General features: G+C 34.0%; 25 protein-coding genes. 9 read left to right on the top strand and 16 right to left on the bottom strand.

What is annotated here, in order from left to right; genetic code table 11:
• Position 1 precedes the first annotated feature (1 nt).
• The 7 genes from IJQ68_RS06520 to IJQ68_RS06490 form a co-directional block, all read right to left on the bottom strand.
• A complete protein-coding gene (locus IJQ68_RS06520) occupies positions 2 to 904 on the bottom strand; it encodes a peptidase (protein ID WP_292798416.1) in 903 nt (300 codons plus the stop codon).
• Positions 897 to 2,309, bottom strand: a complete 1,413-nt coding sequence (locus IJQ68_RS06515) for an MmgE/PrpD family protein (protein ID WP_292798414.1) — start codon at positions 2,307 to 2,309, stop codon at positions 897 to 899. Before IJQ68_RS06515 ends, IJQ68_RS06520 begins: the two co-directional genes overlap by 8 nt.
• Positions 2,310 to 2,376: 67 nt before the next feature.
• Positions 2,377 to 2,868 (bottom strand): hypothetical protein, encoded by a 492-nt coding sequence (locus tag IJQ68_RS06510; RefSeq protein WP_292798412.1) that lies wholly within the window; start codon positions 2,866 to 2,868, stop codon positions 2,377 to 2,379.
• A 1-nt stretch (position 2,869) separates the two neighbouring features.
• Positions 2,870 to 3,763: a DUF3100 domain-containing protein gene (locus IJQ68_RS06505; protein ID WP_342765137.1), complete on the bottom strand. Its 894-nt coding sequence runs from the start codon at positions 3,761 to 3,763 to the stop codon at positions 2,870 to 2,872.
• A 154-nt stretch (positions 3,764 to 3,917) separates the two neighbouring features.
• Entirely contained in the window at positions 3,918 to 4,409 is a 492-nt protein-coding gene (locus IJQ68_RS06500) for a hypothetical protein (RefSeq protein WP_292798408.1), read from the bottom strand.
• A gap of 1 nt (position 4,410) precedes the next feature.
• Positions 4,411 to 5,289 carry a DUF3100 domain-containing protein gene (locus tag IJQ68_RS06495; RefSeq protein WP_292798436.1) on the bottom strand — a complete coding sequence of 293 codons (879 nt, stop codon included), beginning with the start codon at positions 5,287 to 5,289 and terminating at the stop codon, positions 4,411 to 4,413.
• A gap of 220 nt (positions 5,290 to 5,509) precedes the next feature.
• The gene (locus tag IJQ68_RS06490) at positions 5,510 to 6,769 is read right to left on the bottom strand and encodes a tRNA(Ile)(2)-agmatinylcytidine synthase (protein WP_292798406.1); all 1,260 of its coding nucleotides are present in this window, start codon (positions 6,767 to 6,769) and stop codon (positions 5,510 to 5,512) included.
• Positions 6,770 to 6,842: 73 nt separating this feature from the next.
• Between IJQ68_RS06490 and IJQ68_RS06485 the strand changes: the two genes are divergently transcribed.
• Together IJQ68_RS06485 and IJQ68_RS06480 are read left to right on the top strand one after the other, a co-directional pair.
• Positions 6,843 to 7,772: a transcriptional regulator gene (locus tag IJQ68_RS06485; protein WP_292798405.1), complete on the top strand. Its 930-nt coding sequence runs from the start codon at positions 6,843 to 6,845 to the stop codon at positions 7,770 to 7,772.
• A gap of 8 nt (positions 7,773 to 7,780) precedes the next feature.
• Positions 7,781 to 8,167, top strand: coding sequence for a hypothetical protein (locus tag IJQ68_RS06480; RefSeq protein WP_292798403.1), 387 nt, complete (start codon positions 7,781 to 7,783; stop codon positions 8,165 to 8,167).
• Here the strand turns inward: IJQ68_RS06480 and IJQ68_RS06475 are convergent.
• Positions 8,164 to 8,889, bottom strand: a complete 726-nt coding sequence (locus tag IJQ68_RS06475) for a hypothetical protein (RefSeq protein WP_292798401.1) — start codon at positions 8,887 to 8,889, stop codon at positions 8,164 to 8,166. The genes IJQ68_RS06480 and IJQ68_RS06475 overlap by 4 nt on opposite strands.
• A gap of 82 nt (positions 8,890 to 8,971) precedes the next feature.
• Complete coding sequence (locus IJQ68_RS06470; protein ID WP_292798399.1) at positions 8,972 to 9,310, bottom strand: heavy metal-binding domain-containing protein; 339 nt, start codon at positions 9,308 to 9,310, stop codon at positions 8,972 to 8,974.
• Positions 9,311 to 9,415: 105 nt separating this feature from the next.
• Between IJQ68_RS06470 and serA the strand changes: the two genes are divergently transcribed.
• The gene (gene serA, locus IJQ68_RS06465; protein ID WP_292798397.1) at positions 9,416 to 10,990 is read left to right on the top strand and encodes a phosphoglycerate dehydrogenase; all 1,575 of its coding nucleotides are present in this window, start codon (positions 9,416 to 9,418) and stop codon (positions 10,988 to 10,990) included.
• Between the two features lie 59 nt (positions 10,991 to 11,049).
• Here the strand turns inward: serA and IJQ68_RS06460 are convergent, their stop codons facing one another.
• Genes IJQ68_RS06460 through IJQ68_RS06445 form a run of 4 tightly spaced genes read right to left on the bottom strand, consistent with a single transcriptional unit; the run spans position 11,050 to position 13,699 of the window.
• A complete protein-coding gene (locus IJQ68_RS06460; protein WP_292798395.1) occupies positions 11,050 to 11,748 on the bottom strand; it encodes a Mov34/MPN/PAD-1 family protein in 699 nt (232 codons plus the stop codon).
• 9 nt (positions 11,749 to 11,757) lie between these two features.
• A complete protein-coding gene (locus IJQ68_RS06455) occupies positions 11,758 to 12,471 on the bottom strand; it encodes a tRNA(His) guanylyltransferase Thg1 family protein (protein WP_292798393.1) in 714 nt (237 codons plus the stop codon).
• Positions 12,471 to 13,235, bottom strand: coding sequence for an aspartate dehydrogenase (locus IJQ68_RS06450; RefSeq protein ID WP_292798391.1), 765 nt, complete (start codon positions 13,233 to 13,235; stop codon positions 12,471 to 12,473). Before IJQ68_RS06450 ends, IJQ68_RS06455 begins: the two co-directional genes overlap by 1 nt.
• A gap of 50 nt (positions 13,236 to 13,285) precedes the next feature.
• Complete coding sequence (locus tag IJQ68_RS06445; protein WP_292798389.1) at positions 13,286 to 13,699, bottom strand: PRC-barrel domain-containing protein; 414 nt, start codon at positions 13,697 to 13,699, stop codon at positions 13,286 to 13,288.
• Between the two features lie 244 nt (positions 13,700 to 13,943).
• Between IJQ68_RS06445 and IJQ68_RS06440 the strand changes: the two genes are divergently transcribed.
• A complete protein-coding gene (locus IJQ68_RS06440) occupies positions 13,944 to 14,666 on the top strand; it encodes a tRNA-binding protein (protein ID WP_292798387.1) in 723 nt (240 codons plus the stop codon).
• 37 nt (positions 14,667 to 14,703) lie between these two features.
• On the opposite strand, the gene IJQ68_RS06435 is transcribed toward IJQ68_RS06440, so the two are convergent.
• Positions 14,704 to 16,116, bottom strand: a complete 1,413-nt coding sequence (locus IJQ68_RS06435) for a lactaldehyde dehydrogenase (RefSeq protein WP_292798385.1) — start codon at positions 16,114 to 16,116, stop codon at positions 14,704 to 14,706.
• Between the two features lie 49 nt (positions 16,117 to 16,165).
• On the opposite strand from IJQ68_RS06435, the gene IJQ68_RS06430 reads away from it, so the two are divergent.
• Complete coding sequence (locus IJQ68_RS06430; protein ID WP_292798383.1) at positions 16,166 to 16,735, top strand: TMEM175 family protein; 570 nt, start codon at positions 16,166 to 16,168, stop codon at positions 16,733 to 16,735.
• Entirely contained in the window at positions 16,728 to 17,294 is a 567-nt protein-coding gene (locus tag IJQ68_RS06425; RefSeq protein ID WP_292798381.1) for a TMEM175 family protein, read from the top strand. The genes IJQ68_RS06430 and IJQ68_RS06425 overlap by 8 nt, the downstream gene beginning before the upstream one ends.
• Here the strand turns inward: IJQ68_RS06425 and IJQ68_RS06420 are convergent.
• Together IJQ68_RS06420 and IJQ68_RS06415 are read right to left on the bottom strand one after the other, a co-directional pair.
• Positions 17,287 to 17,469, bottom strand: coding sequence for a class III signal peptide-containing protein (locus IJQ68_RS06420; RefSeq protein WP_292798379.1), 183 nt, complete (start codon positions 17,467 to 17,469; stop codon positions 17,287 to 17,289). The genes IJQ68_RS06425 and IJQ68_RS06420 overlap by 8 nt on opposite strands.
• Before the next feature lie 105 nt (positions 17,470 to 17,574).
• On the bottom strand, positions 17,575 to 18,492 hold the full coding sequence (locus tag IJQ68_RS06415) for a type II secretion system F family protein (RefSeq protein ID WP_292798377.1): 918 nt from the start codon (positions 18,490 to 18,492) through the stop codon (positions 17,575 to 17,577).
• Positions 18,493 to 18,788: 296 nt separating this feature from the next.
• On the opposite strand from IJQ68_RS06415, the gene IJQ68_RS06410 reads away from it, so the two are divergent.
• The 3 genes from IJQ68_RS06410 to IJQ68_RS06400 all read left to right on the top strand — a co-directional run.
• Complete coding sequence (locus IJQ68_RS06410) at positions 18,789 to 19,175, top strand: alanine:cation symporter family protein (RefSeq protein ID WP_292798375.1); 387 nt, start codon at positions 18,789 to 18,791, stop codon at positions 19,173 to 19,175.
• 17 nt (positions 19,176 to 19,192) lie between these two features.
• A complete protein-coding gene (locus IJQ68_RS06405; RefSeq protein WP_342765136.1) occupies positions 19,193 to 20,206 on the top strand; it encodes an alanine/glycine:cation symporter family protein in 1,014 nt (337 codons plus the stop codon).
• Between the two features lie 582 nt (positions 20,207 to 20,788).
• Positions 20,789 to 22,193: transposase (locus tag IJQ68_RS06400; RefSeq protein WP_292798373.1), on the top strand; the 1,405-nt coding region annotated here is incomplete at its 3' end.

Below are 22,193 nucleotides of genomic sequence, written 5' to 3'. Positions count from 1 at the left end.
ATCACTCAGGTATTGCCAAATCGGAAGATTTTTTAGGTGACATCACTGCTTCGGGCAAGTATTGTTTAATCATCCTTTCAACTAACTTGACCTGCTTTATCCTCAATATTGCTTCTTTTTGAGTGGTATCCCAATTATGGTTAGCCGCAACAGAACCGCCAGTTTTCAGATAAACAGGAGCTGCAACCTGAATGAATTTTGGAACCTCATAATGTCTAATGAATCCGCCGGTTGATTTTGGATTTTCAGTATGAAGATCAATTGGAATGTCAATTGCTGATCTGATGGCTGCAAGCATTGGTATCTGCAAATCACGAACAGGATTGATTGAATCAAGCCCTAAGGATTCCAAAAGTTTTGCAGAAGCAGGATTTCCATGACCCGTATGGGCAGACATTTTAAAATGCAGATTTTCAGGCAATTCCCCAGTTTGCCTCATCTTATTCAATACAAACAATAGTCCTTCATCATATAACAGGATTCCACGAACTCCAAGATTAACGGCACGTTTAACGTCTTCAATTGCATAAACCAGATTATCATATCCTCTTAAACGGTAACCTATTCTGCTTCCTTCATTAGTATGAACCGTGGCTGAAGTATCATAGGTTGCTCTTGGACCAACAGATAAAAAGAGTTCACACCCATAGTCCTTTGCCAAACAAACCATTTGTGTGATTTCATCATCAGTTAAAAGCATTATTCCTTTAGTTTGAGTTACTCTATGAATTACCAGATTCTGATTTTCAGCTTCGTTTAAAAGCCCTTCCATCGTTTTAGGAGACTGGATTCCAGGAACTTCAAATCTGAACTGACCCCCATCATCGAAAGTCTTATTGGAAACATAATTTGAATCAACTTCATCAATGCCAATACTATGTAGAAATTCTTTAGTATTATTCATTTAAAACACCAACAACATCAGTCATTGAGTAATTATCGATTTCATCAATAATGACTAAATTATTAATATTATAATCAGGATTTAAACTCTTGAATTTATCTATCAGTTCACTTAACTCATAAGGATTTTCAAAATCCCCTTTTGGAATGAATGTGATGTTTTGGAATACTCCATTTCTGAATTCCTCATCCAATTTGATAATGACATTTGACGGTCTTTTATTCGGATATAAGTCCTCCAGTTTATCATCCTTAAGAATAATCATCTTGTTTACCAGATTTTTAATGCTGTTAACCTTATCAACTGTAGAATAATTTTCAAATAATCCGTATTCAACCAATTTGTTCAGCATGTCGATGTCAACTTCACCCATCACTAAAGTTATCGCCACAGCATAAGGCAGACTCTGCTTCAATTCTTCAAGATTTTTCGGTTGGAAATTATTGTGGTCTGCTGCAACACCATATGTTTTAACGGCCACGTTTTTAATATGGACATACTCTTCCCCAAGACTTGTTCTTAGCTTCAGTGCAGTGTCTATTGAAGAGTGTAAATGTCTGCAGAATGGATATTTTTTAAAGTAGATGTCTCTGACCCTGACAGTTCCGACATCCTCCAGAATGGACTCGAAAGAGAAATCTTCACTATTGAATTCTTCACTGTCAAACACCATTGTTTTTAAAAATCCTTCAGAGCCTTCAATTATGCTTTCAGCACCAGTAAATCCATTGCGTGCTAAAAAAGCAGATAGCATTCCATTATAATTGGCTTTGCCTACATGAAGAACTTTGCCCATACTGCCACCATGATCGGATTCCAAAAGACCTGCTGCCTGAGTTCCGCACAATCCCAAAGCATTTAGAATTTGATTTTCATCCAGTTTAAGCAATTTTGAAGCTACAGCACCGGAAACAAATGTTCCGATTGTCCCTGTTGTGTGAAAACCGTTGTTTCTATGACGGGGATTAACAAGCTTTCCGAGCAATATGCCGACTTCATAACCTACAATAACCGCTTCAAAAAAATCCCTTCCGCCCAATCCATAGGCTTCTGATATTGCCAGTGCTGTTGGAAAAATTACTGCTCCCAAATGTGCCTGTGCCTGTCTGTGGCCATCATCCAACTCCAAAGTATGAGCTGAAATTCCATTAAGAAAAGCAGCATTCAATACATTTGTTTTAACACCCGGCTTTCCAATAATTGATGCCTCCAAGCTAGAGTCATTATTGACATTGAATATTTCATTAATTGTGTTAAAAGCTATGTTTGGAGAGTTTTCATTAGCTCCCCTATATGTTACGCCTAAAAAATCAAGAAAAGCTGCTTTGATTGTGTTTATAGACTCAACTGTGGCCTGTTCATAACGATAATTTGAAATAAATTTAGAAATATCTTGCAAAAACATAACAATCTCAACATTAATTATGTAAAAATTATAATAAATAGTTATCTTAAAAAAATCAAAAAAGGATTTAAACTGCAGGAACACCTGTTGCAACAAGAACTATGTGTGCTACAATTGCTGCTCCATAATAGGTTGCTGCAATAACTAAAATAGTGATAACAACAGCTCTCCAGCCCAGTGCCTTGAATTCATCCCAACTTTTACCCATACCAATACCAACATAAGCCAGAAATACTGTAACAATGGATAAAAGCTCTACTTGGGAAACATAATGAAGAACAAAATCTGAAGTAGGCATTCCCGGAAATGATATTGCAATACCAATTATACTTATGTAAAGAATTGAGGAAATATTAAATGGAAGTTCCCTTTCCATCCAAACACCTATAAGGGTAATGACAGACAAAATGGCCATACCAACTAAAGAATCAGTCATAGGATGCTTATAACCCAAATAATTACCGATTACTGTTATGATTGAAAATATAATCAGAAGCAAAATCCAATTGAAAATACCATGAACAGAAACATTTTCAGATCCGTCAATCAAATCAGGCATATTATTCATCCTCCATTTTCTTTTCTACAATTGATTCTTTTCCGATTTTAGGTTCTAGCCAATAATATAATTTTTCGGTCAATGGCATAGCAATGAATATTACAATATATATTCCTACACAGAATGATAGCAGATTACTGAAACCTGCAAAGGCCTCGATACTGGTTTCCATTCCAGGAAATGCTGCGAGAGTCGGTCCGATAGCAGCTGCATTCATACTGGCACTGCCCACACCGCTTGCCATAGCAAAAGCATAAGGGTGGAGCGGTAAAAATGACAATGAAAGAGTAACAAGGAAACTTATGAAAATAGTTCCTATTACAGTACCTATAATGAATATTGCAAATACTCCTCTGGACTGTGGAGAATTAAAACCGAATTTATCAACAACAACAGCTACATTCGGTTCACGACCGATAGAATTAGTCATACCGATAGCTTCTTCCTTGAATCCTAAAAGCAATGCAATCGGAAGTACTAAAATTGTAGCCAAATGCCCTAATTCCTGCAATATTAATGCCGGACCCATTTCAAAAATCAAGTGGATTGATTGACCGCTGGAAATAGCTAATTTAGCAATTAAAACACCTATGAAAAGCATCATTGCCCCTTCAGCAATTCTGGCCTGTTTTCTTTGAATCCATTTGATAGGTTTGGCCAAATAAAAAACCAGTCCTAAAATAATCGTATAAATCAAAGGCATTATAGTGATGGAAACATCTTTCGTGAGAGGTATATTAATGGTTCCAATTAATTCGGCAATAATAACTAAAATAAGCACAGTAACATGTAATCTATAATCTCTCCAAGGATTCTTTCTTAAAATTCTTTTATCCGTCTTTTCACGATAAATATGCTCAACCTGACCGTCATTATCTCGCCATGGAATAAAAATCCTCTCCCATCAGTATATTATCATGACATAAAATATGCATCAACATAAGTATTTTTCTTAAAACATATTATATAAATTATTAAGTTTTAATTTTTAAAAATTCACAAAAAGTGAATAAAAAATAGTAATAAAATTCTCGAAATGAGAATAAAATTTAAACTGCAGGCACACCAGTCAAGACAAGTATAACATGAGCAACAATGGCAGCACCATAATAAGTTGATGCAATAACCAAAACCGTGATGACAACCGCACGCCAACCTAATGCCTTGAATTCATCCCAGCTTTTACCCATACCAATACCAACATAAGCCAAAAATACTGTAACAATGGATAAAAGCTCAACTTGGGAAACATAATAAAGAACAAAATCTGAAGTAGGCATTCCCGGAAGCGCTATCAATATTCCGATAATACTTATGTAAAGGATAGATGAGATATTGAATGGAAGTTCCCTTTCCATCCATACACCAATAAGAGTTATCAAAGACAGGATACCCATGCCCACCAATGAATCTGCCATAGGGTGTTCATATCCTATATAATTGCCTATAACAGTAATGATTGAAAATATTACCAATAACAATATCCAATTTAGAATACCATGAACAGTAACATTTTCAGATCCGTCAATGAAATCCGCCATATCATTCACCACCCGTTTCCTCTTTAACAATTGCTTCTCTTCCAATTATTGGTTCCAGCCATGCATATAATTTTTCAGTTAAAGGAATGGCTATGAAAATTACAATATATATACCAATAGAGAACGAAAGCAAATTACTGAAACCAGCAAAAGCTTCAATACTGGTTTCCAATGCAGGAAATGCTGCAAGAGTAGGTCCTAAAGAAGCGGCGTTCATACTTGCACTACCTACACCACTTGCCATTGCAAAAGCAAATGGATGGAGAGGAATTAAAGAAACGGAAATTGAAGCTAAAAAACTGATGAATACAGTTCCAATGATAGTTCCGACAATAAATAATGCAAAAATTCCTCTTGATTCTGCTGAGTTAAATCCGTATTTATCAACAATAACAGCGACTTCAGGTTCACGACCTATTGAACTTGTCATACCGATTGATTCCCTTTTAAATCCTAAAAGCAGTGCGACAGGAAGAGCAACAAGAATTGTGGCCAAATGTCCTAATTCCTGTAACAATAATGCGGGACCCATTTCAAAAATCAGATGAATGGAGTGGCCACTGGAAACAGCCAGTTTAGCAATTAATATACCTATAAAAAGCATCATTGCACCTTCAGCAACTCTGGCCTGTTTTCTTTGAATCCATTTGATGGGCTTAGCCAAATAGAATACCAAACCCAAAACCATCGTATAAAGCAATGGCATGATTGAAACTTCAACACCATTGGCAATATAAATCTCCCTTGGACCAATAATCTGCGCAATTATGACTAAAACGAGTACTGTAATATGCAATTTATAATCTTTCCATGGATTTTTCTTTAAAATCCTTTTATCAGTCTTATCCCTATAAACATGCTCAACATTTGATGTCTGCATATCCTTTCCCAAAATAAAGCATCCCCCCGAATGACGCCTGTATGATTAAAACTTAATTTTCATCATATTTAAATTGATATTACTTGAATCTCAAAATTTCACTAAAAGAGAATAAAAATATATGATTTGATGAATTAAAATACCTAAAAAGTGAACAAAAAAATTTTATTAAAAATAGCTAAATTTAAAAAATAAAAATTAAAATAAGTTTATATAAAAATTACATTCTGCAAATCGGTTTTGAAAGATGTCTGCGAGCACTTACAGGAGTTTCATAAAATTGACCTTCATTTAATAAACGTTCAATTTTAAAGTTCACTTTTTGTGAAGAACTTATGCGAGATCCACATCTTTTACATTTGAAACCTTTATTTTTTCCGGCAGAAGTCATGGTTTTTCCACATTCACATACGGGATTTCTATATTCAATATCATTTAGCTTTATGACTTGAAACTTTTCAATATTAAAAGTATTTTGCTCACCTATTCCCCCATAGAGCCTTAAAACATCCCCTTCACGAAAATGAGAAACTGTTTTTCTGAAATCCTTTGTCGGTTCATATGCGCCGCATTCAATTTCGCCGCTTTCATCGAAAACCGTGAAAAACATATGGCCACCATCAATAACATGAGGAGAGTCTTTAACAGTTCCTATGACTTCATAGCATCCGAACTGCTTCATTTCACAAATATTATCTGCTTTTTGAATGTGCATGTCCGTATGCTGGTTAGTTAAAAATATGCAATAATCTTCTATAGGCTCATTGACCTTAACAGTTTCACGAGCAATATCCAATGATTCCACATTGTTTGAGCGGATACCATATAAAACAGGACATGGAGTTTTAGGCTCGATTGCAATGTAGCTTTCTGAATAATCGACATTTTCAAAAGTGTCGGGAAAAGTCTTTTTATCCATTTCTATAACGGAATCATAATCAATCAGGCGTTTGGTACCGTAATTTTCAGGAATTCTGTACGCCAACAGCTCATAGGTAAAATCCTCCAAAGGAAGACTGATTGCTGCAATGGATCCGATGATGCCTCTTCCTTTTTTGAACTTATGAAGCTCACATCCTACGGATTTACCGAATTTTTCAGCCTCATCAATCGTTATAAATTCATAGATTGCCCTGAAGGCATATTCCTTCATTTTTTCGGTGATTTCACCATCATAGAATACTACACCAGGATTTGTATTGTCACAGTCAAACATTGAAAGAGCAGACACTTCATCCAGAATAATCTGTTTGGCCAAATCTGCCTTGTCATCATTGAAAATCTTAAAGGCAACTCCACCATTACCTCGAGTCTTAAAACGAGCAAAAGGATTTAACCTAATCAAACGAGGATAATCCACAAGAGAAATTCCATTTTCCTTAAGTTTACGAATGATATGGCAAGCCAAATAAGTAGTGCACATCCCATCTGGAGAATCAGTATCATCAATTCCAACATATAAATAAGTAATAATAACCACCTTTTACATTAAATTATATTAATATAAAAACAATATATAATTTTTTAACAAAATTAATTAGGTCGCATTTAATATGTTAACTCGAAGCAGAATGTTACAAGAAATAGAAAAATTATTAATTTCAGAAGGTTATAAAACTTCTGACATTTATGATCAAGGTTCTTTTGATATTGTAGCTCGTAAAAACTTATTAATTTTACTTTTAAAAACATTTGTGAATATAGATAGTGTGAATGAAAAGAATGCTCATGAAATGAAACAGTTAGCCAATATATTCTTAGCTTCACCAATAATAATCGGAGCGAAATCCAGAAATGGAATCCTTGAGGAAGGAGTAATCTATGAAAGATACGACATCCCGACCATAGGATTTGAAACATTGAAAAATATGATAATATATAAGGAATATCCTGAAGTACTGGCAGACAGAGGAGGATATTTCGTGAAAATTGATGGTAATGTCATCAAACAGTACAGGGAAGACTATTCGCTTTCACTTAAGGATTTGGCTGATTTGGCACATGTTTCAAGGGCAACAATGTATAAATATGAAAATGAAATTGTAAGGGCGAATGCTGAAACGGCAATGATACTGGAAGAGATACTGAATACGAAAGTAACACTGGACATTGACATATTAAAATACAACCAGGAAGACCAAATCCAATACCATACAACAGGCGAAGGCGCTGAAGACCTTTCAAAACTGGGATACGGCGTTATTTCAACAAACAAGAGCCCGTTTGATGCTGTTGCTAAAGATGACAGCTCCTCATTAATAGCCAATGTTGAAAAGAACAGAAGCCAGAAAACATTGAAAAGAATGGCCGTTCCGCTTAAAGACCTGTCCATGATTACCTCTTCCGAACCGGTTTTCATCATAAATAACGATAAAATCAAGGAATCTCTCGGAAGCATACCTGTTATCAAATCATGGGAACTGAAAGAATTTGAACGCTCACAGGAATTAATCAAGTTAATAAAAGAAAGAAAAGAAAATTAGGAGATAATATGGAAGACTTAAGAATTGACGGTATGAAAGATTATCCAATCAAATGGGTTTGTAACTTTAGAGGGCAAAAAGCAATTGGAATCTGCGGATATTCACAAAAAATTGCAATGTTTGCATCAGATGAAAGAGTATCAAGAATACTGGACGATATAGTCATCGGCACAAGAGAAGACCTTGAAGGCTACGGATGTGAAGAAAAAGACAGATGCTGCAATTTCGATTGCGAATACTGTGAAATAACACCAAGACAATACCTGCAGATTACAGGCAAAAAACCGTCAAATAAAAATATAAAAGAATTGGATGAAGGATTGAAAAGCTTAAATGCAGAATTCGAAATAATGAATATTGTTCCTTTCGAAGAATATGATGTAGTCAAATTCTAAAAACTTTTTAAAACTTCCATATCTTTTTTTATTTCCTCTTCGCTAGCCACACCAAAGGTAATCAAATCGACAAAATCCAGGTTATTCAGAAAAGTAAATGCTTCCTGAGGCATCTGGATGCCCGCACTTAAAATACGGCAGGCTATAATTTTTTTATTCAAATCCAATATTCTGGATCGGAATTCTTCCCTTTGAGCCTTTAAAAATGAAGGAGTGTCCATCATATAGGCAAAGCTATTTAAAGGAATCATGTAAAAGTCAAATAAATCCATATCAATATTATCCTTAAGCAGGTCAGTTGTACGATAAGGAAATGCTGTGACAATGCCTGACAGAGATCCTGAATCATTAATGGAATTTAAAATTTTAGATGTTAAACTCCATTTATACGCATCAGTGATGAACTCATCCACAAGCATCACAGGAGTGTCATATGAGGAAAACAACTCAATATCATCTTCCCAATCCACTTCACAGGCAACTTCATAGTTAGGGTTCAAATAATCAACATCAGATTTACCGACAGTTGCGACAACTTTCATTTTGCAACCGTTTTCACAGGCCAAATCAAATCCTCTAAGGAGATTTTCATCATTAATCAAATTGATTGCTCCCACACCACAGTCATAAGCCTGTAGTATCACATCAGCGATTCTTTCAGGCTGCATGTATAAATCTTCATAGTACAGTCTTGCCCTATGGCCATAATAGGGTTCAGCCATAAACGGACCATATCCAAGAATAGATTCCGGTATGGATTTATCTTTAAAGTTTAAGTTTTTGTCAAAAATAAAATCGCCTTATCTATTCTTTTTCAACCACAACAGCAGTTCCATAAACCAGGATTTCCTGCATCACGTCAGATATTTCATTTGAATCAAAACGGATTGCAACAATACCGTTTGCGCCTAATTCTTTTGCGTGGTCTATTGCTCTGTGCAAAGCTTCATCCCTTGATTCCTCCATCATTTTAACGTATTGGGTGATTTCACCACCGAAAATGGATTTGATACCGGCACCGATTTGACCTCCGGCACCTCTGCTTCTAACAGTCAGACCATATATAAAACCTTTTGTTTCAACAATCTTAAATCCAGGAATATCATTGGCAGTTGAAATTGCAAATTCATTTACAGATACCATAATTTACACCTTTTTATATTATATAATTATACTTTTAAATAGAAGTAAATATATATAGTTAACTAATATTAATGATAATATTTTAAAAAATTATATGGTGAAATAATGAAAGTACTCGTTGCAGATGCAATAAATGAGAAAGGAATAGAAAATTTAAAGGAAGTAGCTGAAGTCGTAGTTGACACAAGCATCACTCCTGAAGAATTAGTAAAAACCATTGGCGAATACAATGGTATAATCGTAAGAAGCAGAACAAAAGTTACAAAAGAAGTAATTGATAACGCTGACAATTTACAAATAATTGCAAGAGCAGGTGTTGGAGTAGACAACATCGATTTGGATGCTGCTACCGAAAAAGGTATAATGGTAGTAAATTCACCAGAATCAACCTCAATTACCGTAGCAGAACATACTATGGGATTATTACTTTCCATGGCACGTAAATTAAGTATTGCAGATAAATCTGTAAAAGAAGGCAAATGGGAAAAGAAAAAATTCATGGGAGTTGAACTCAGAAACAAAACTCTCGGTGTAATCGGTATGGGAAGAATCGGTTCACAAGTTGTCAACAGATGTAAAGCATTTGAAATGGATGCTGTTGCATACGATCCATACTTACCTGAAGAAGTAGCTAATCAAATGGGCGTAGAGTTAACCGATTTAGAAACAGTTCTTAAAAAAGCTGATTTCATTACAATTCACGTACCGTTAACTCCTGAAACCAAACATTTAATTTCATATGATGAATTTGAAATAATGAAAGATGGAGCATTCATCACAAACTGTGCTCGTGGTGGAATCATTGATGAAGAAGCATTATATGATGCCTTGAAAAACGAAAAAATCGGTGGAGCAGCTTTAGATGTATATGAAGAAGAACCACCTGCTGAAGATTCAAAATTATTCGAACTTGACAATATCGTATTGACCCCACATATTGCAGCATCAACTAAAGAAGCACAAAGAGATGCGGCAATCATTGTAGCTGACGAAATTATCGAATTAGCTAAAGGCGGAACACCAAACAATGTTTTAAACATGCCAAGAATCGATAACAGAACTTATCAGGAATTAGCTCCATACTTTGAAATTGCTGAAAAATTAGGTAGTTTCATATCTCAAGCTGTAAACGGTAAAATCAGAGACCTGGAAATTGTTTACAGTGGAGAGCTTGCAAAAATCGATAACCTTGAAATTTTAACAAGAACTGTTATCCAAGGTGTAGTTAATCCATTCTTAAGCTCACCAGTTAATGCTGTAAATGCAGCACTTGTAGCTAAAGACCGTGGAATTAACATAACTGAAGGCAGAAAAACCAATGCTAAAGGTTACGATTCATTAATAAGAGTTAAAGCAAAAACCGATAAAGACGAATTCTCCGCAGAAGGAACAACCCTACACGAAGCAAGAATCTTAAAAGTAAATGATTACTGGGTGGATGTTATTCCTGAAGGACACATGTTCATTGCAAAATATGAAGATGTTCCTGGAAGTATCGGTGCAATCGGCACTAAACTCGGAGAATATGGTGTTAACATCGGAATCATGCAAGTTGGAAGAGACGAAAAAGGCGGAAGAGCAATTATGGTCTTGACCTTAGATAAAGAAATTCCAACTGATGTAATCAAAGAAATCCAAGAGCTAAACAATGTTTATGAAGCAATTGGATTAGAATTATAAAAAACAATTTCACCATATTGTTTTTTATTTTTTTATTTTTATTAACCGAACACTAAAAACTATTTTTTATGAAACTTTTTGATATTGCCGTTCTCATCAAATTCTATTTTTATAGAATCCCCTTTGGAGATGATTATTGGTTCAATGGAATTATTTGAAATGATTTTAATGTTATTTGGCCTTAAACTTTTTTCATATTCCTCATAAGCAGTGTTCGGCTCATCATCAAAATTAGCATCCTCATCAAAAAAGCCCGGCTTGATAACTTCACCTTCTTTTAAAACATCACTTTCATCAAAGAAATCACTGATGTCTTCATCAAACATGTCGCTGTAATCACCTACAGTGTATTTGCAAGGATTGCCATACTTATCATATGCTTTGAATGTTTCATAGCTATATGGCAGACACACAATCATGTGAAAAATACCATGTTTTGAAAAAGTCTTTAAGTCAGCCCCTGAAGGCTGGGCACTTGGACCAGGATGTGAGTGAACTGAACCCCAATACTTTAAAGTCGGAGGCAGCAGTTCCGTATGAACAACAGCACCCGAAGATCCTGTTTCGCCAGGAATAAAAATTAAGGCAAGCAAATAAAGCTTTTTATCAACTATTTCACCATCGAAAAATGCCAAAAATTCATTAGGATAAGATTGTTTAGAATAATATATTACAGCATCAAGAACTTCCCTGTCAATGCAGATTTCATCAAATTCCACATCATCATTATTGCTGAATATCTTCGATAAAAAACTCATATAATAACCTCAAAACAGTTCATTGAAAAATTCCTGCGAAAAAATTGGAAGCTTACAGTCAACATGGATAAAACTGCGATAGGAAATCTGTTCTTTGCCATCTTTTTTATTTAATCCTTTTATTTCCTTATTTTTTCTATAAACGCCAATTCCTCTTTTTTTCCATGTATCAACATCATTCAAATTAATTCCGTTTTCAAATAATAATTCATGAATATCCGATAAATTCAATCCGTTAATTTTTTCGTTTGCCTCTTTGGAAGAGTATTTGGATTTCAAGAAATGAATTCCATATCCATTAACGCAGTTTCTCCAAGCCTCATCCTGCCTCCATTTGAAATAATTTAAGATATCACCATCATTAACTGGAATGACCCTGGAATCAAATGCAACAGGTTTTGGAAATTCCTTATCATAATTTATGGAAAATGAAGAAGCAGTGAAACTGGCCATGATTGAATTTATCTTTTCAACACGTCCGTTGAAAGGAACATTATCCAAAAGAATACTGATTTCATCTGAAAAAGTGTAAACAAATAATGGTGAAAACTCTTCAAACAAGTCTTTGGAAACTTTCACCATCACTTTATAAAAATCATCATCATATGGCTTTACAAGTTCCATTTTTCGGGCAAATGAGTGGAAACTTCTACCATCCAACCTTACAATGATTTTAGAATTAACTGGAACTCTCAAATCAGAGTAAATCTCATATTCTTTCATTATAATCCTACTGATATTGTTTCATCAAAACTTTTAAGCAATTTAATTGCAGAAATTGCAGCAAGCATACTTGTTTTAGGATTAGCTGCACACGGATGGTTCATTGTTATTGTTTTGAACTCACCGAAATCACCTTTTGCCGTAATTTCATGAACATTACGGTCAACTTTTGGATCGACAATGATTTTTACATCAATGTCACGATTGCAGGCCAAACTGATTGTTGCTGCAACATTAATATTTAATGGAAATTCTTTAACTGCATCAGAAGCTTTTCCTTCAAACAAAACTTCTTCAGTGTCTATATCCTTACCTAATGACTTTGGAGACTTGCGGGTGACTAATGTAATTTCTTTTAATCCGAAATCGGCAACTGCCTTGATACCGTCCAAACCGACAACAGCACCTGAAGGCAAATGGATATGTGCATCATTTTCACGGGCAATGATTAAGGCTTTGGTAAAGAAATCCTTATCCATAAAAGCACCTATACTCATGATAATCATATCAATTCCTTTTTCTAAAATTTTTGGAGCCAATAATTTAACTGAATCCGGTGAAGCACACTCCAAAATCAAATCAACATCATTTAACATGTCATCAAAATCAAGAACGGCTACTCCGCCGGCAAAACTGGCTAAATTTTCTGCCCTTTCAATATCCTTGTCAAAGAAATATTTAATTTCAATATTGTTATCTTCAGGAACTATTCTGCTTGCAATAATGTTAGCGATAGCTCCACAGCCTATAATTCCTACATTCATTAAAATCACTTAAAAAAAATTAATAAATAAAAAAAGTAGAAAGATTGAAATTATAATCTTTCAGATTCAAAATTAGGTTTATTTTCAAATTGTGGTTGAGTTTCAGGTTTTGGAGCTTGTTGTGGAGCAACAGTTTCAGGAACTGGTGGTTCCGGGTTGACTTTTTTGATATCCCTTGGGTTAATTAACATAATGTCCCCAATAGCCTGTACTTTATCAAAATCAACAGTCAATAAATCATGTTGGAAAGATCTAACACCAATATTTTCTTCAGGAACTCCTTGAAATGCACCTCTAATATTTTCAATGATTCCAACTTGTTTTCTTTCTGGCTCAACAGCCCTTACTTGTAATTTTGAAATGGTTCCTAATCTTATGTTTAAAACAACATCTTCTACTTGGCCCACATAATGACCAGTGTTTGTATATATACTTAAATTACGTAAATTTGAAACTTCTACCATTTTAACACCACAGGTTAACTTATAATAAATCAACTAAATAAATATGTATAACTTTATATTATTGTTTATATAAATAGTTTTTGATATAAAAACTAATTTTAATTAAAAAAATAAGCTGAAATAATAAAAATTAGCCAAAAAATTAAGTTATTAATTGAAATATCCTTTCTGAAATATTTTGGAAAAAATTTATTATTGTATATGTCAAATATTATAATTAACTATATTCAAAGGAGATTAAACATTGTGGGATACTAGTAAAGATTACCGAATTTTAGTAGCGAACAAAGCAAGAGAAAATTATTTGAATCTGATTCCAACAGCATCATTTAGAGGAAACTGGAATAAAAAACTTGCTGTTGAAACAGGAAAACAGATGAACAGCGATTTTCAGTCATTAATATATTCATATCTTGAAGGAGATGACCTTGTTAACTCACCGGATGTTGCAAGCTTAACTGAAAAAGCGGAAAAAATCGTAGAATGTTTAGGTGGAGACGGATGGAATAAAAAGTTTTTAAGCGCTGCTCCAAAGGAAGACCGCGAAAAAACAGCTGAAAACATTGCTAAAGTAAGATTTTTCATCGACACCATGCTTGGCCTTAAAGACCGTCTTGCATTAGGCCCTATAAATGACCCTATCATCGGCATTGATATCAGAGTAGGAGAAGTGATGAGTGTTACAAAACATCCTAAAGCAGATTCATTGATGATATGTAATGTTAACTTAGGAAAACGTGCGATTACTGTTGTTACAAATGACTTGAACGTAAAAGAAGAAAATCGTGTAGGTGTTTCACTTCTACCTCCACAAAGCTTTATGGAAACAGTTAGTGAAGGAATGTTTCTGGGAATGAACGGAAGTATCCTTAAAGAAGTCGACGGAGAACTTGGCCAAATGCCAAAAGGCATTCCAATGGAATCATTGAACGAAACACGTAACTTAGTAGAAGCTTATCTCGATTAAGTACATATTTAGATAAATATGCTGAATCAAAGTAGAATTATCTTAAATTCAACCCTATCAGTTTAGTTTTAGTCATTTCTTCAACAGCATATTTTATTCCTTCTTTTCCGCAACCGCTGCTTTTAAATCCGCCAAACGGCATATTGTCAGTTCTGAATGTGGACTGTTTATTAATAAATACAGTTCCTGCTTCAATTTCATTTGCACAGCGCATTGCATTTCTGTAATTTTCTGTAAATACTCCTGCCTGAAGACCATATTCGGTAGCATTGGCAAGTTCAATAGCTTCATCAACTGTTTTTACTTTCATTAACGGCGCTACAGGACCAAATGTTTCATTGACAACCAAATCCATTTGCGGTGTTACCTTATCCACAACAGTTGCCTCGTAAAATGCTCCATCACGTTTTCCGCCAACTAATATTTCCGCACCATCTTTTACTGCATTATTAACTGTTTCTTCAACCTGAATTGCTGCTTTTTCACTGATTAATGTTCCAAGCTGCGTTGTCTTATCCATTGGATTTCCCATTTTAATTTTGGATGTTGCATCAACAAGTTTTGCCTTGAATTCTTCATAAATGCCTTTCTGGACGATAATTCTTTTAACGCCCATACAGACCTGACCTGCATTGAGATATGATCCGTTGATAACTCCTTTAACTGCAGCATCGACATCAGCATCATCCAGGACAAGCAACGGATCATTTCCGCCAAGCTCCAATGTTACCCTTTTCATTCCCGCCCTTTGGGAAATTACCAAACCTGTTGGCACGCTTCCGGTAAATGATATCTTATCTATTTCATTAGATGCGACTAAAGCGTCACCGACTTCAGAGCCATATCCTGTGATTGTATTGATTACACCTGCCGGAAACTCTTCATCAACAATTTCTGCAAATTTCATTACTGTTAATGGTGCATCAGTAGGTGGTTTGATGATAACCGTGTTTTTACATGCTATAGCTGGCGCAATTTTGTGAATTGTTAAGTTTAAAGGATAGTTGAATGGAGTGATTGCTGCAACAACACCTAACGGCAGTCTTTGGGTGAATGCAAAAAATCCTTTTCCGTTTAATCCAGCATCCAAAGGAACAGCCTCACCATAGATTCTTTTGGCCTCTTCAGCGGCAAGCTTTAAGGTTTCAATAGACCTGTCAAGTTCAACATATGATTCATTGATTGGTTTTCCCACCTCTTTTGTTAAAAGCTCTGCAAAATCCTCTTTATTGTCTTTCAGTTTTTCACAAACTGCATATAATTTGTTTGATATTTTAAAGGCAGACATCTCCTGAAGAGATGCTTTGGCATTATTGGCCGCTTCTATAGCCTTATCAACATTATTCAAATGGGAAATCGGTACTGTATCTATCACTTCACCATTATAAGGATTTATGACTTCACTTTTATCCATGTCGCTTACATGTTCACCATTGATTAGCATATCCATCTTATCACCTTATTTAATTATTTATAGTTTAAAATAAAAATATTATTTCATGGAGACGACACGATTTGAAACATTTATCGATGCGATTATTGCAATCATAATGACTGTTCTGGTTTTGAAAGTAGCCCAGCCTTCAGAACCAACATTATCTGCAATATGGGAATTGAAGACATTTTATTTGGCATATCTGATAAGTTTTTTAACATTATTCAATATCTGGTACAATAACCACAACCTTTTCAAGAAAGTTGACAATCTTGACAATACCTCAGTGTGGGTTTATGGTGTGATGACCTTTGTAATTTCATTAGTGCCATATTTCACAATATGGGTTGCGCTGCACCCGGAATCCATCCCTAGCGAAACAATGTTCGGTTTGCTGTTTGTTGTAACAAATATCCTTTATATTTTATCTATTAAAGCAATTTATAGGAGCAATCCATACAATAAGGAATTGCAGGAGACCAATTCAAAGGTTTATTATGAGATTTCCCCATTGTTTATAATATTAATCGGATTCATACTGACTTATACGGTTTACAGGCCTGGAATTTATATTTCATGTTTGATTTCAATAATTCTCTGGATATTTATTGGATGGAGGTCTGTAAATGGATAGTGAAAGGTTTGAAGCATTCATTGATGCAATATTGGCAATCGTATTGACAATAATTGTTTTGGAAATACCTATGGCTGCTGACGGAACTTGGGAAGCATTGTTTGAAGTGCATCTTGAATTCATCATTTATGCATTGAGCTTTTTAGTTGTGTTTAATTTCTGGAATTACAACAACAACGTATTCAGCATGGTTAATAAAGTAGACCATAAAGTCATATGGCTAACTGGACTTTCATTATTCATCTTATCATTATTGCCTTATCTGACAATATTTGTTGCTGAAAATTTCGATTCATTCATTGCACATGCTGCATACGGCCTTGATTTTGTGGCAACAGCAATAATTTCCATTTTCATAGCCAATGCACTTAAAAATTCAGATAAGGGAAACATTGCCCTCCAGGTTGAATTTGAAAACAATGATTCACTTTACTGCATGCTGGCTTTAATGGTTGTAGGTTATATCATAGGATATCTTGCCTATCCTCCGGCAATAACATTATGCTGTCTGATATCAATACCAGCATTATGGATTATTAAAAAATATAAAATTAGGTGAAAATTTCCGAAATTTCTTGCAGTTTGCCGTTTAGCTTTGAAACTTCTTCGGATTGAACTTCACTGCCTAAATCACGTACATAATTTCTGTACATGAAAACTGCAAGCAACACCACAACCATAATTCCACCAAATAATAAAATTAATTCAGCTGATGCTTGAGCACTATTATCCATTTTAATCACCATTGATTAATATATAAACTAAAATATATAAGTATTTTGTAATTTAAGATACAATTAAACCTCCTAAGAGCAATATTGCTTTAATAAGGTAAATAATTACATCAACATAGATGTTCCAAAATTAGATACCGAATAAAATATCACAACTGATGCGACAACCAAAGGTATTGAAAATTTGATTCCCTTTTTAACTTCACCATACATGATAATGCTTATAATGAAACCTATTAAAAAAGAATGAATTACAAGATACATCTGACCGGCAATAGGTGCAATGGCAACAATATCAGTAACCTGACCAAAACTTTCCATAAAACCTCCATAGACACTGACCATGCCCAAAGCAAATGGTGTTGCTATAACAGCAGATATTATTAAAAACATCACAGCCATCATGACAGATGACTTTCTCTCACGCTTAATTGCAAGCAAATCCCTAAGATCATTTGAAACATCCATTATCACTCCCGCCATACTTGATCCACTTTTACGTCCATCCAATATTATTCCAAAAATTCTTTCAAGCTCCCGTGACTTCAATCGTCTGCTCATTGCTATCCATGCCTCATCAAAATTACGCCCCATACGTATTTCAATGATTGTGCGCCTCATTTCATCGTAAAGAGGCCCTTTTCCATATTTAGACATGTCTTCCATAGCATTCTCAAAACTCAAGCCCACCTGAAGCATGCTTGATAACTGTCTTAAAAAATCCGGAGCTGATTGCTCGATTTCAGCCACATTTCGTTCATGTTTTACAGAGACATAAGTGTAAATTGCCGGAAAAATTAAAAATGGTATGAATAATATTGATGACGGCAGATTTAAAATGAATGAAATAGTTACTAGAATAATTTCAGTAACTAAGATAAAAATTATTATTCCAGCTAAAAATTCTGATGTCTCGATAAAAATAGACCCACTGAGTAAAAATTCCCTCAAAGATTCCAAATATTTTTCAGGAATTTTATTTTCCAATATTTCTGATATTAAAATAATGCTTTTAAATTTCATGAATTTATTATTGTTTTTATACTATATAAACCCCTAGTTATGAGTTAAATTAAAATTACCAAGTTTTTATAATATTATAATGAAAGTAGAAAAATTCAATGAACAATCAAACAAATGCATCAAAAAATGAACCCAAAAATAAAATATAATTTGAATATTAAATAATTTATAAAATATATTATATTAATTTATAGAAGAATTAAAAAAATTTCATAAACAAAATACATCTAATTCAATAATTTATTATATAATAAATTAAAAATATATAAATTAGACAATTAACGAAAGAGGATTATATGTGGGACATAATTATTAATGTATTAAATCAGATTGACAATTTCATGTACTTTCCAGTATTGATTGTAGTCATGGCTACGGCAGGACTGTACTTTACAATCAGAACAAGAGGAGTTCAGGTAAGATTATTCATTGAATCTATAAGACTTTTATTGGAACCTTCAGGTGATGACAATTCAGTTTCATCCCTGCAGGCAATGCTGGTATCAACCGCATCACGGGTAGGAACCGGAAATATCATCGGAGTATCGACGGCAATATGTCTTGGAGGTCCTGGAGCATGTTTCTGGATGTGGATTATGTGTATTATTGGTGCATCATCTGCATTTGTCGAAAGTACTCTAGCACAGGTTTTCAAGAGAAAAGACCCTGATGGTAACTTCTAGGAGGTCCTGCATATTATATTGAGGAAGGATTACACAAGCATAAATTAGCTATTCTCTTTTGTATATTTCTAATTGCCACATACGCTGTAGGATTTAATCTATTATGCTCATATAACCTGCAATCAACATTCATGGAATACTCATTTTATAATGCATCAACGACACCGATAATTATAGGTGCACTTATAGCTGCTTTAACAGGATATTGTCTTCTCGGAGGAGGCAAAAGAATTGTTAAAGTTACAAGTACAGTTGTTCCACTTATGGGCGTTTCCTATGTTATCATAGCTTTAATAGTTATTTTATTCAATCATTCCAACATACCATCCATGTTTATTCTAATTTTCCAGGATGCTTTTGATTTCAAATCAATAACTGGAGGTATTCTTGGCTCATGTTTGGTTTACGGAATTAAAAGGGGACTATTTTCAAACGAAGCAGGTGTTGGATCTGCACCAAATGCTTCCGCTTCTGCAAGAGTATCACACCCTGCAAAGCAAGGATTGGTTCAGACATTATCCGTCTACATAGACACACTGCTTTTGTGTACAGCTACTGCATTAATGTGCTTATCAGCAGGAGTTGCAAGAGATGCTGCAGTTTCAGGTGCACCATATGTGCAGAATGCAATTTCAACAGTGTTCGGTACAGCAGGACCAATATTTATTACTGTTGCAATGGTTCTTTTTGCATTCACAACACTTCTTGGAAATCTCTATTATGTTGACAATGCATTAACTTTCATGAACAATAAGAAAAAGCCTTCCAAAAAGTTCATGAATATATTCTATATTTTCGCCACATTAATCATTTTTATTGGCGCAATTATTCCAATGGACGCTGCCTGGGCAATGGCAGACATTACAATGGGCGGTATGACCCTGATTAACCTGCCTACATGTATGATTTTAGGTAAAATTGCCCTAGACTGTTTGAAGGATTATGAAAAACAGAAAAAAGAAGGCAAAAACCCTATTTTTAAGGCAAATCTTATTGGACTTAATGAAGAAGAGCTTGATTATTGGAAATGATATACATTTCATATTTTTTATATTTTGTAGATTGAATTTTCAAGAAAATTATAAAATAAAGAAAAAATATGCAGTTACTAGAATATTTCAGTAAATTGATTTGAACTAATTATTTTATCTAAAAAAGCACATATGCTATTAAATCATCCCATAATACTTATGATTAATTATGGTGCTGTCCACTATTCGCCAAAATTTGATAAACCCCGAATTGCACTTGCAAATGTACTTTCAATTCATAAAAGTTTAGGTTAACTTTTTTCAAAGATATTAATTTAATTAAAAATAGACCTCACCAAACAAGACAACAATAAAAGACATACCAATTAAATTTTACTTCTACCATTGAATCCTTTATCTTCTTATTATCCACATGATAGATTATTTAAATATCAAGACTTGTTTGCACAAGTTTATCAAATTTTAACATCATGAAAAGCATTAAATAGGTGATTGGAGAAATATAAATGTGCAAACAAAGAATAAACCCCCAACCACTATTGTTTATATTTGTTGGGGATACAATATAAATTTTATTCTTTCTTTTTGCAAAACTATTAATATGGAGTGTCAAAGTTTATGTTGGCAGTAGAAAGTAAATATTATAGTATCCAAGCACCTTTGATTTATAAAAGTCCTGTTGAAGATTTAGATGATTTTCACATAGTAAAATTGGTTGTGCATTTAGTTAAGTTGTTTGAAAAAGAAAACCCTAGATTATTCGAAGGCAAAACCAAAGGCACACCTGGTCCGAAATTCAAATATAAAACCTCCGAAATGCTGGGATTATATTTTTTTGCTACTTTTAGAGGTCACAGACCTTGCCGTAAGATTGAAGCGTTCCTTGATGACAAAAACAAAGCCTGCATGTACATTACTAATGAGAAATTACCTAGAAAATCAAAAATAAACCAATTTAAAAATGATTATGAATATTTAATTAAACATTTCCTAAAATATACTGTCAAATTTGGTTTTAAATTGGGATTAGTTGATTTTAAAATCATTTCTATTGACAGTACTCCAATAGAAGCTCATGTTAATGAATTCAGAAGCTTATCTATAGGTCAAATCATATATTTGGAAGATTTAATATATGATTACTCATTTGATAAATCCAAGCAGACTATTTGGCACAAGATTAAAAGATTCTTTTTTATGGATGAATTGCCGGAAGATATGATTGATTTAATTGATGAAATCCACCATAATCTCAATGAACATGGACGACAACTATTGCAAATAGCATTAACCTCTAAAAAAGCACGTAACAAGATTTTAGACACATTGGAATTATTGAAAGAAAATTATGATGGAAAACATCGTGTTAATCTAACTGATCCTGAAGCACGAAAAATGCACATGAAAGATGACACAATAAAATTTGCATACCTATTGCAAACAGTAGTTGACGTTAAAACTGGATTAATACTCATGCAAAGGATTGTTCAAGATAAAACCGACAGATACCAATTAAAACCAGCAATAGACTACATAATCGAAACATATAATGTGGTACCAGAATACATATTGGCAGATAATGGATATTATGGATTAGATCAAATAGAATACGCCTATTCACAAGGAATAACTCCAATAATCCCAGATAGAAACGATGCAATGAAAACTAATGGAACATACAGCGACAACCCACATGCAAAATGCAACATGCACTTTGATCCAATAAAAATGGAATTCACATGCCCCAATAATCAAAAATTAAAAGTAGATGGAATAATAGAAAAAGATAACGAATTAAAATTAAGATTCAAGACACATGAATGTCCAAATTGCCCATATAAAAAAGAATGTGCAAAAAATAGTAAATACAGAATATTATACGAACCTTTAAATCCATTTTTCATTGAAAGAAAAAGAGCATTTCTTTCACAAAAAGGACAAAAAATCTATAAACTACGAGCCATACACAGCGAAGGAACATTTTCTGAGATAAAAGAAATACATGAATTCAAACAATCCAAAAGAC

The organism is Methanobrevibacter sp., assembly GCF_017447225.1.
Taxonomy (GTDB): Archaea; Methanobacteriota; Methanobacteria; order Methanobacteriales; family Methanobacteriaceae; genus Methanocatella.
The sequence above is the reverse complement of the archived record's forward strand: the minus strand, read 5'-3'. Positions and strand labels throughout refer to the sequence as shown.

Coding starts and splice junctions, on each gene's coding strand:
- IJQ68_RS06520 (WP_292798416.1), bottom strand. CDS start 904: ATGAATAATACTAAAGAATTTCTACATAGTATTGGCATTGATGAAGTT.
- IJQ68_RS06515 (WP_292798414.1), bottom strand. CDS start 2,309: ATGTTTTTGCAAGATATTTCTAAATTTATTTCAAATTATCGTTATGAA.
- IJQ68_RS06510 (WP_292798412.1), bottom strand. CDS start 2,868: ATGCCTGATTTGATTGACGGATCTGAAAATGTTTCTGTTCATGGTATT.
- IJQ68_RS06500 (WP_292798408.1), bottom strand. CDS start 4,409: ATGGCGGATTTCATTGACGGATCTGAAAATGTTACTGTTCATGGTATT.
- IJQ68_RS06495 (WP_292798436.1), bottom strand. CDS start 5,289: ATGCAGACATCAAATGTTGAGCATGTTTATAGGGATAAGACTGATAAA.
- IJQ68_RS06485 (WP_292798405.1), top strand. CDS start 6,843: ATGTTAACTCGAAGCAGAATGTTACAAGAAATAGAAAAATTATTAATT.
- IJQ68_RS06480 (WP_292798403.1), top strand. CDS start 7,781: ATGGAAGACTTAAGAATTGACGGTATGAAAGATTATCCAATCAAATGG.
- IJQ68_RS06475 (WP_292798401.1), bottom strand. CDS start 8,889: ATGGCTGAACCCTATTATGGCCATAGGGCAAGACTGTACTATGAAGAT.
- IJQ68_RS06470 (WP_292798399.1), bottom strand. CDS start 9,310: ATGGTATCTGTAAATGAATTTGCAATTTCAACTGCCAATGATATTCCT.
- serA (WP_292798397.1), top strand. CDS start 9,416: ATGAAAGTACTCGTTGCAGATGCAATAAATGAGAAAGGAATAGAAAAT.
- IJQ68_RS06460 (WP_292798395.1), bottom strand. CDS start 11,748: ATGAGTTTTTTATCGAAGATATTCAGCAATAATGATGATGTGGAATTT.
- IJQ68_RS06455 (WP_292798393.1), bottom strand. CDS start 12,471: ATGAAAGAATATGAGATTTACTCTGATTTGAGAGTTCCAGTTAATTCT.
- IJQ68_RS06450 (WP_292798391.1), bottom strand. CDS start 13,235: ATGAATGTAGGAATTATAGGCTGTGGAGCTATCGCTAACATTATTGCA.
- IJQ68_RS06445 (WP_292798389.1), bottom strand. CDS start 13,699: ATGGTAGAAGTTTCAAATTTACGTAATTTAAGTATATATACAAACACT.
- IJQ68_RS06435 (WP_292798385.1), bottom strand. CDS start 16,116: ATGGATATGCTAATCAATGGTGAACATGTAAGCGACATGGATAAAAGT.
- IJQ68_RS06430 (WP_292798383.1), top strand. CDS start 16,166: ATGGAGACGACACGATTTGAAACATTTATCGATGCGATTATTGCAATC.
- IJQ68_RS06425 (WP_292798381.1), top strand. CDS start 16,728: ATGGATAGTGAAAGGTTTGAAGCATTCATTGATGCAATATTGGCAATC.
- IJQ68_RS06420 (WP_292798379.1), bottom strand. CDS start 17,469: ATGGATAATAGTGCTCAAGCATCAGCTGAATTAATTTTATTATTTGGT.
- IJQ68_RS06415 (WP_292798377.1), bottom strand. CDS start 18,492: ATGAAATTTAAAAGCATTATTTTAATATCAGAAATATTGGAAAATAAA.
- IJQ68_RS06410 (WP_292798375.1), top strand. CDS start 18,789: ATGTGGGACATAATTATTAATGTATTAAATCAGATTGACAATTTCATG.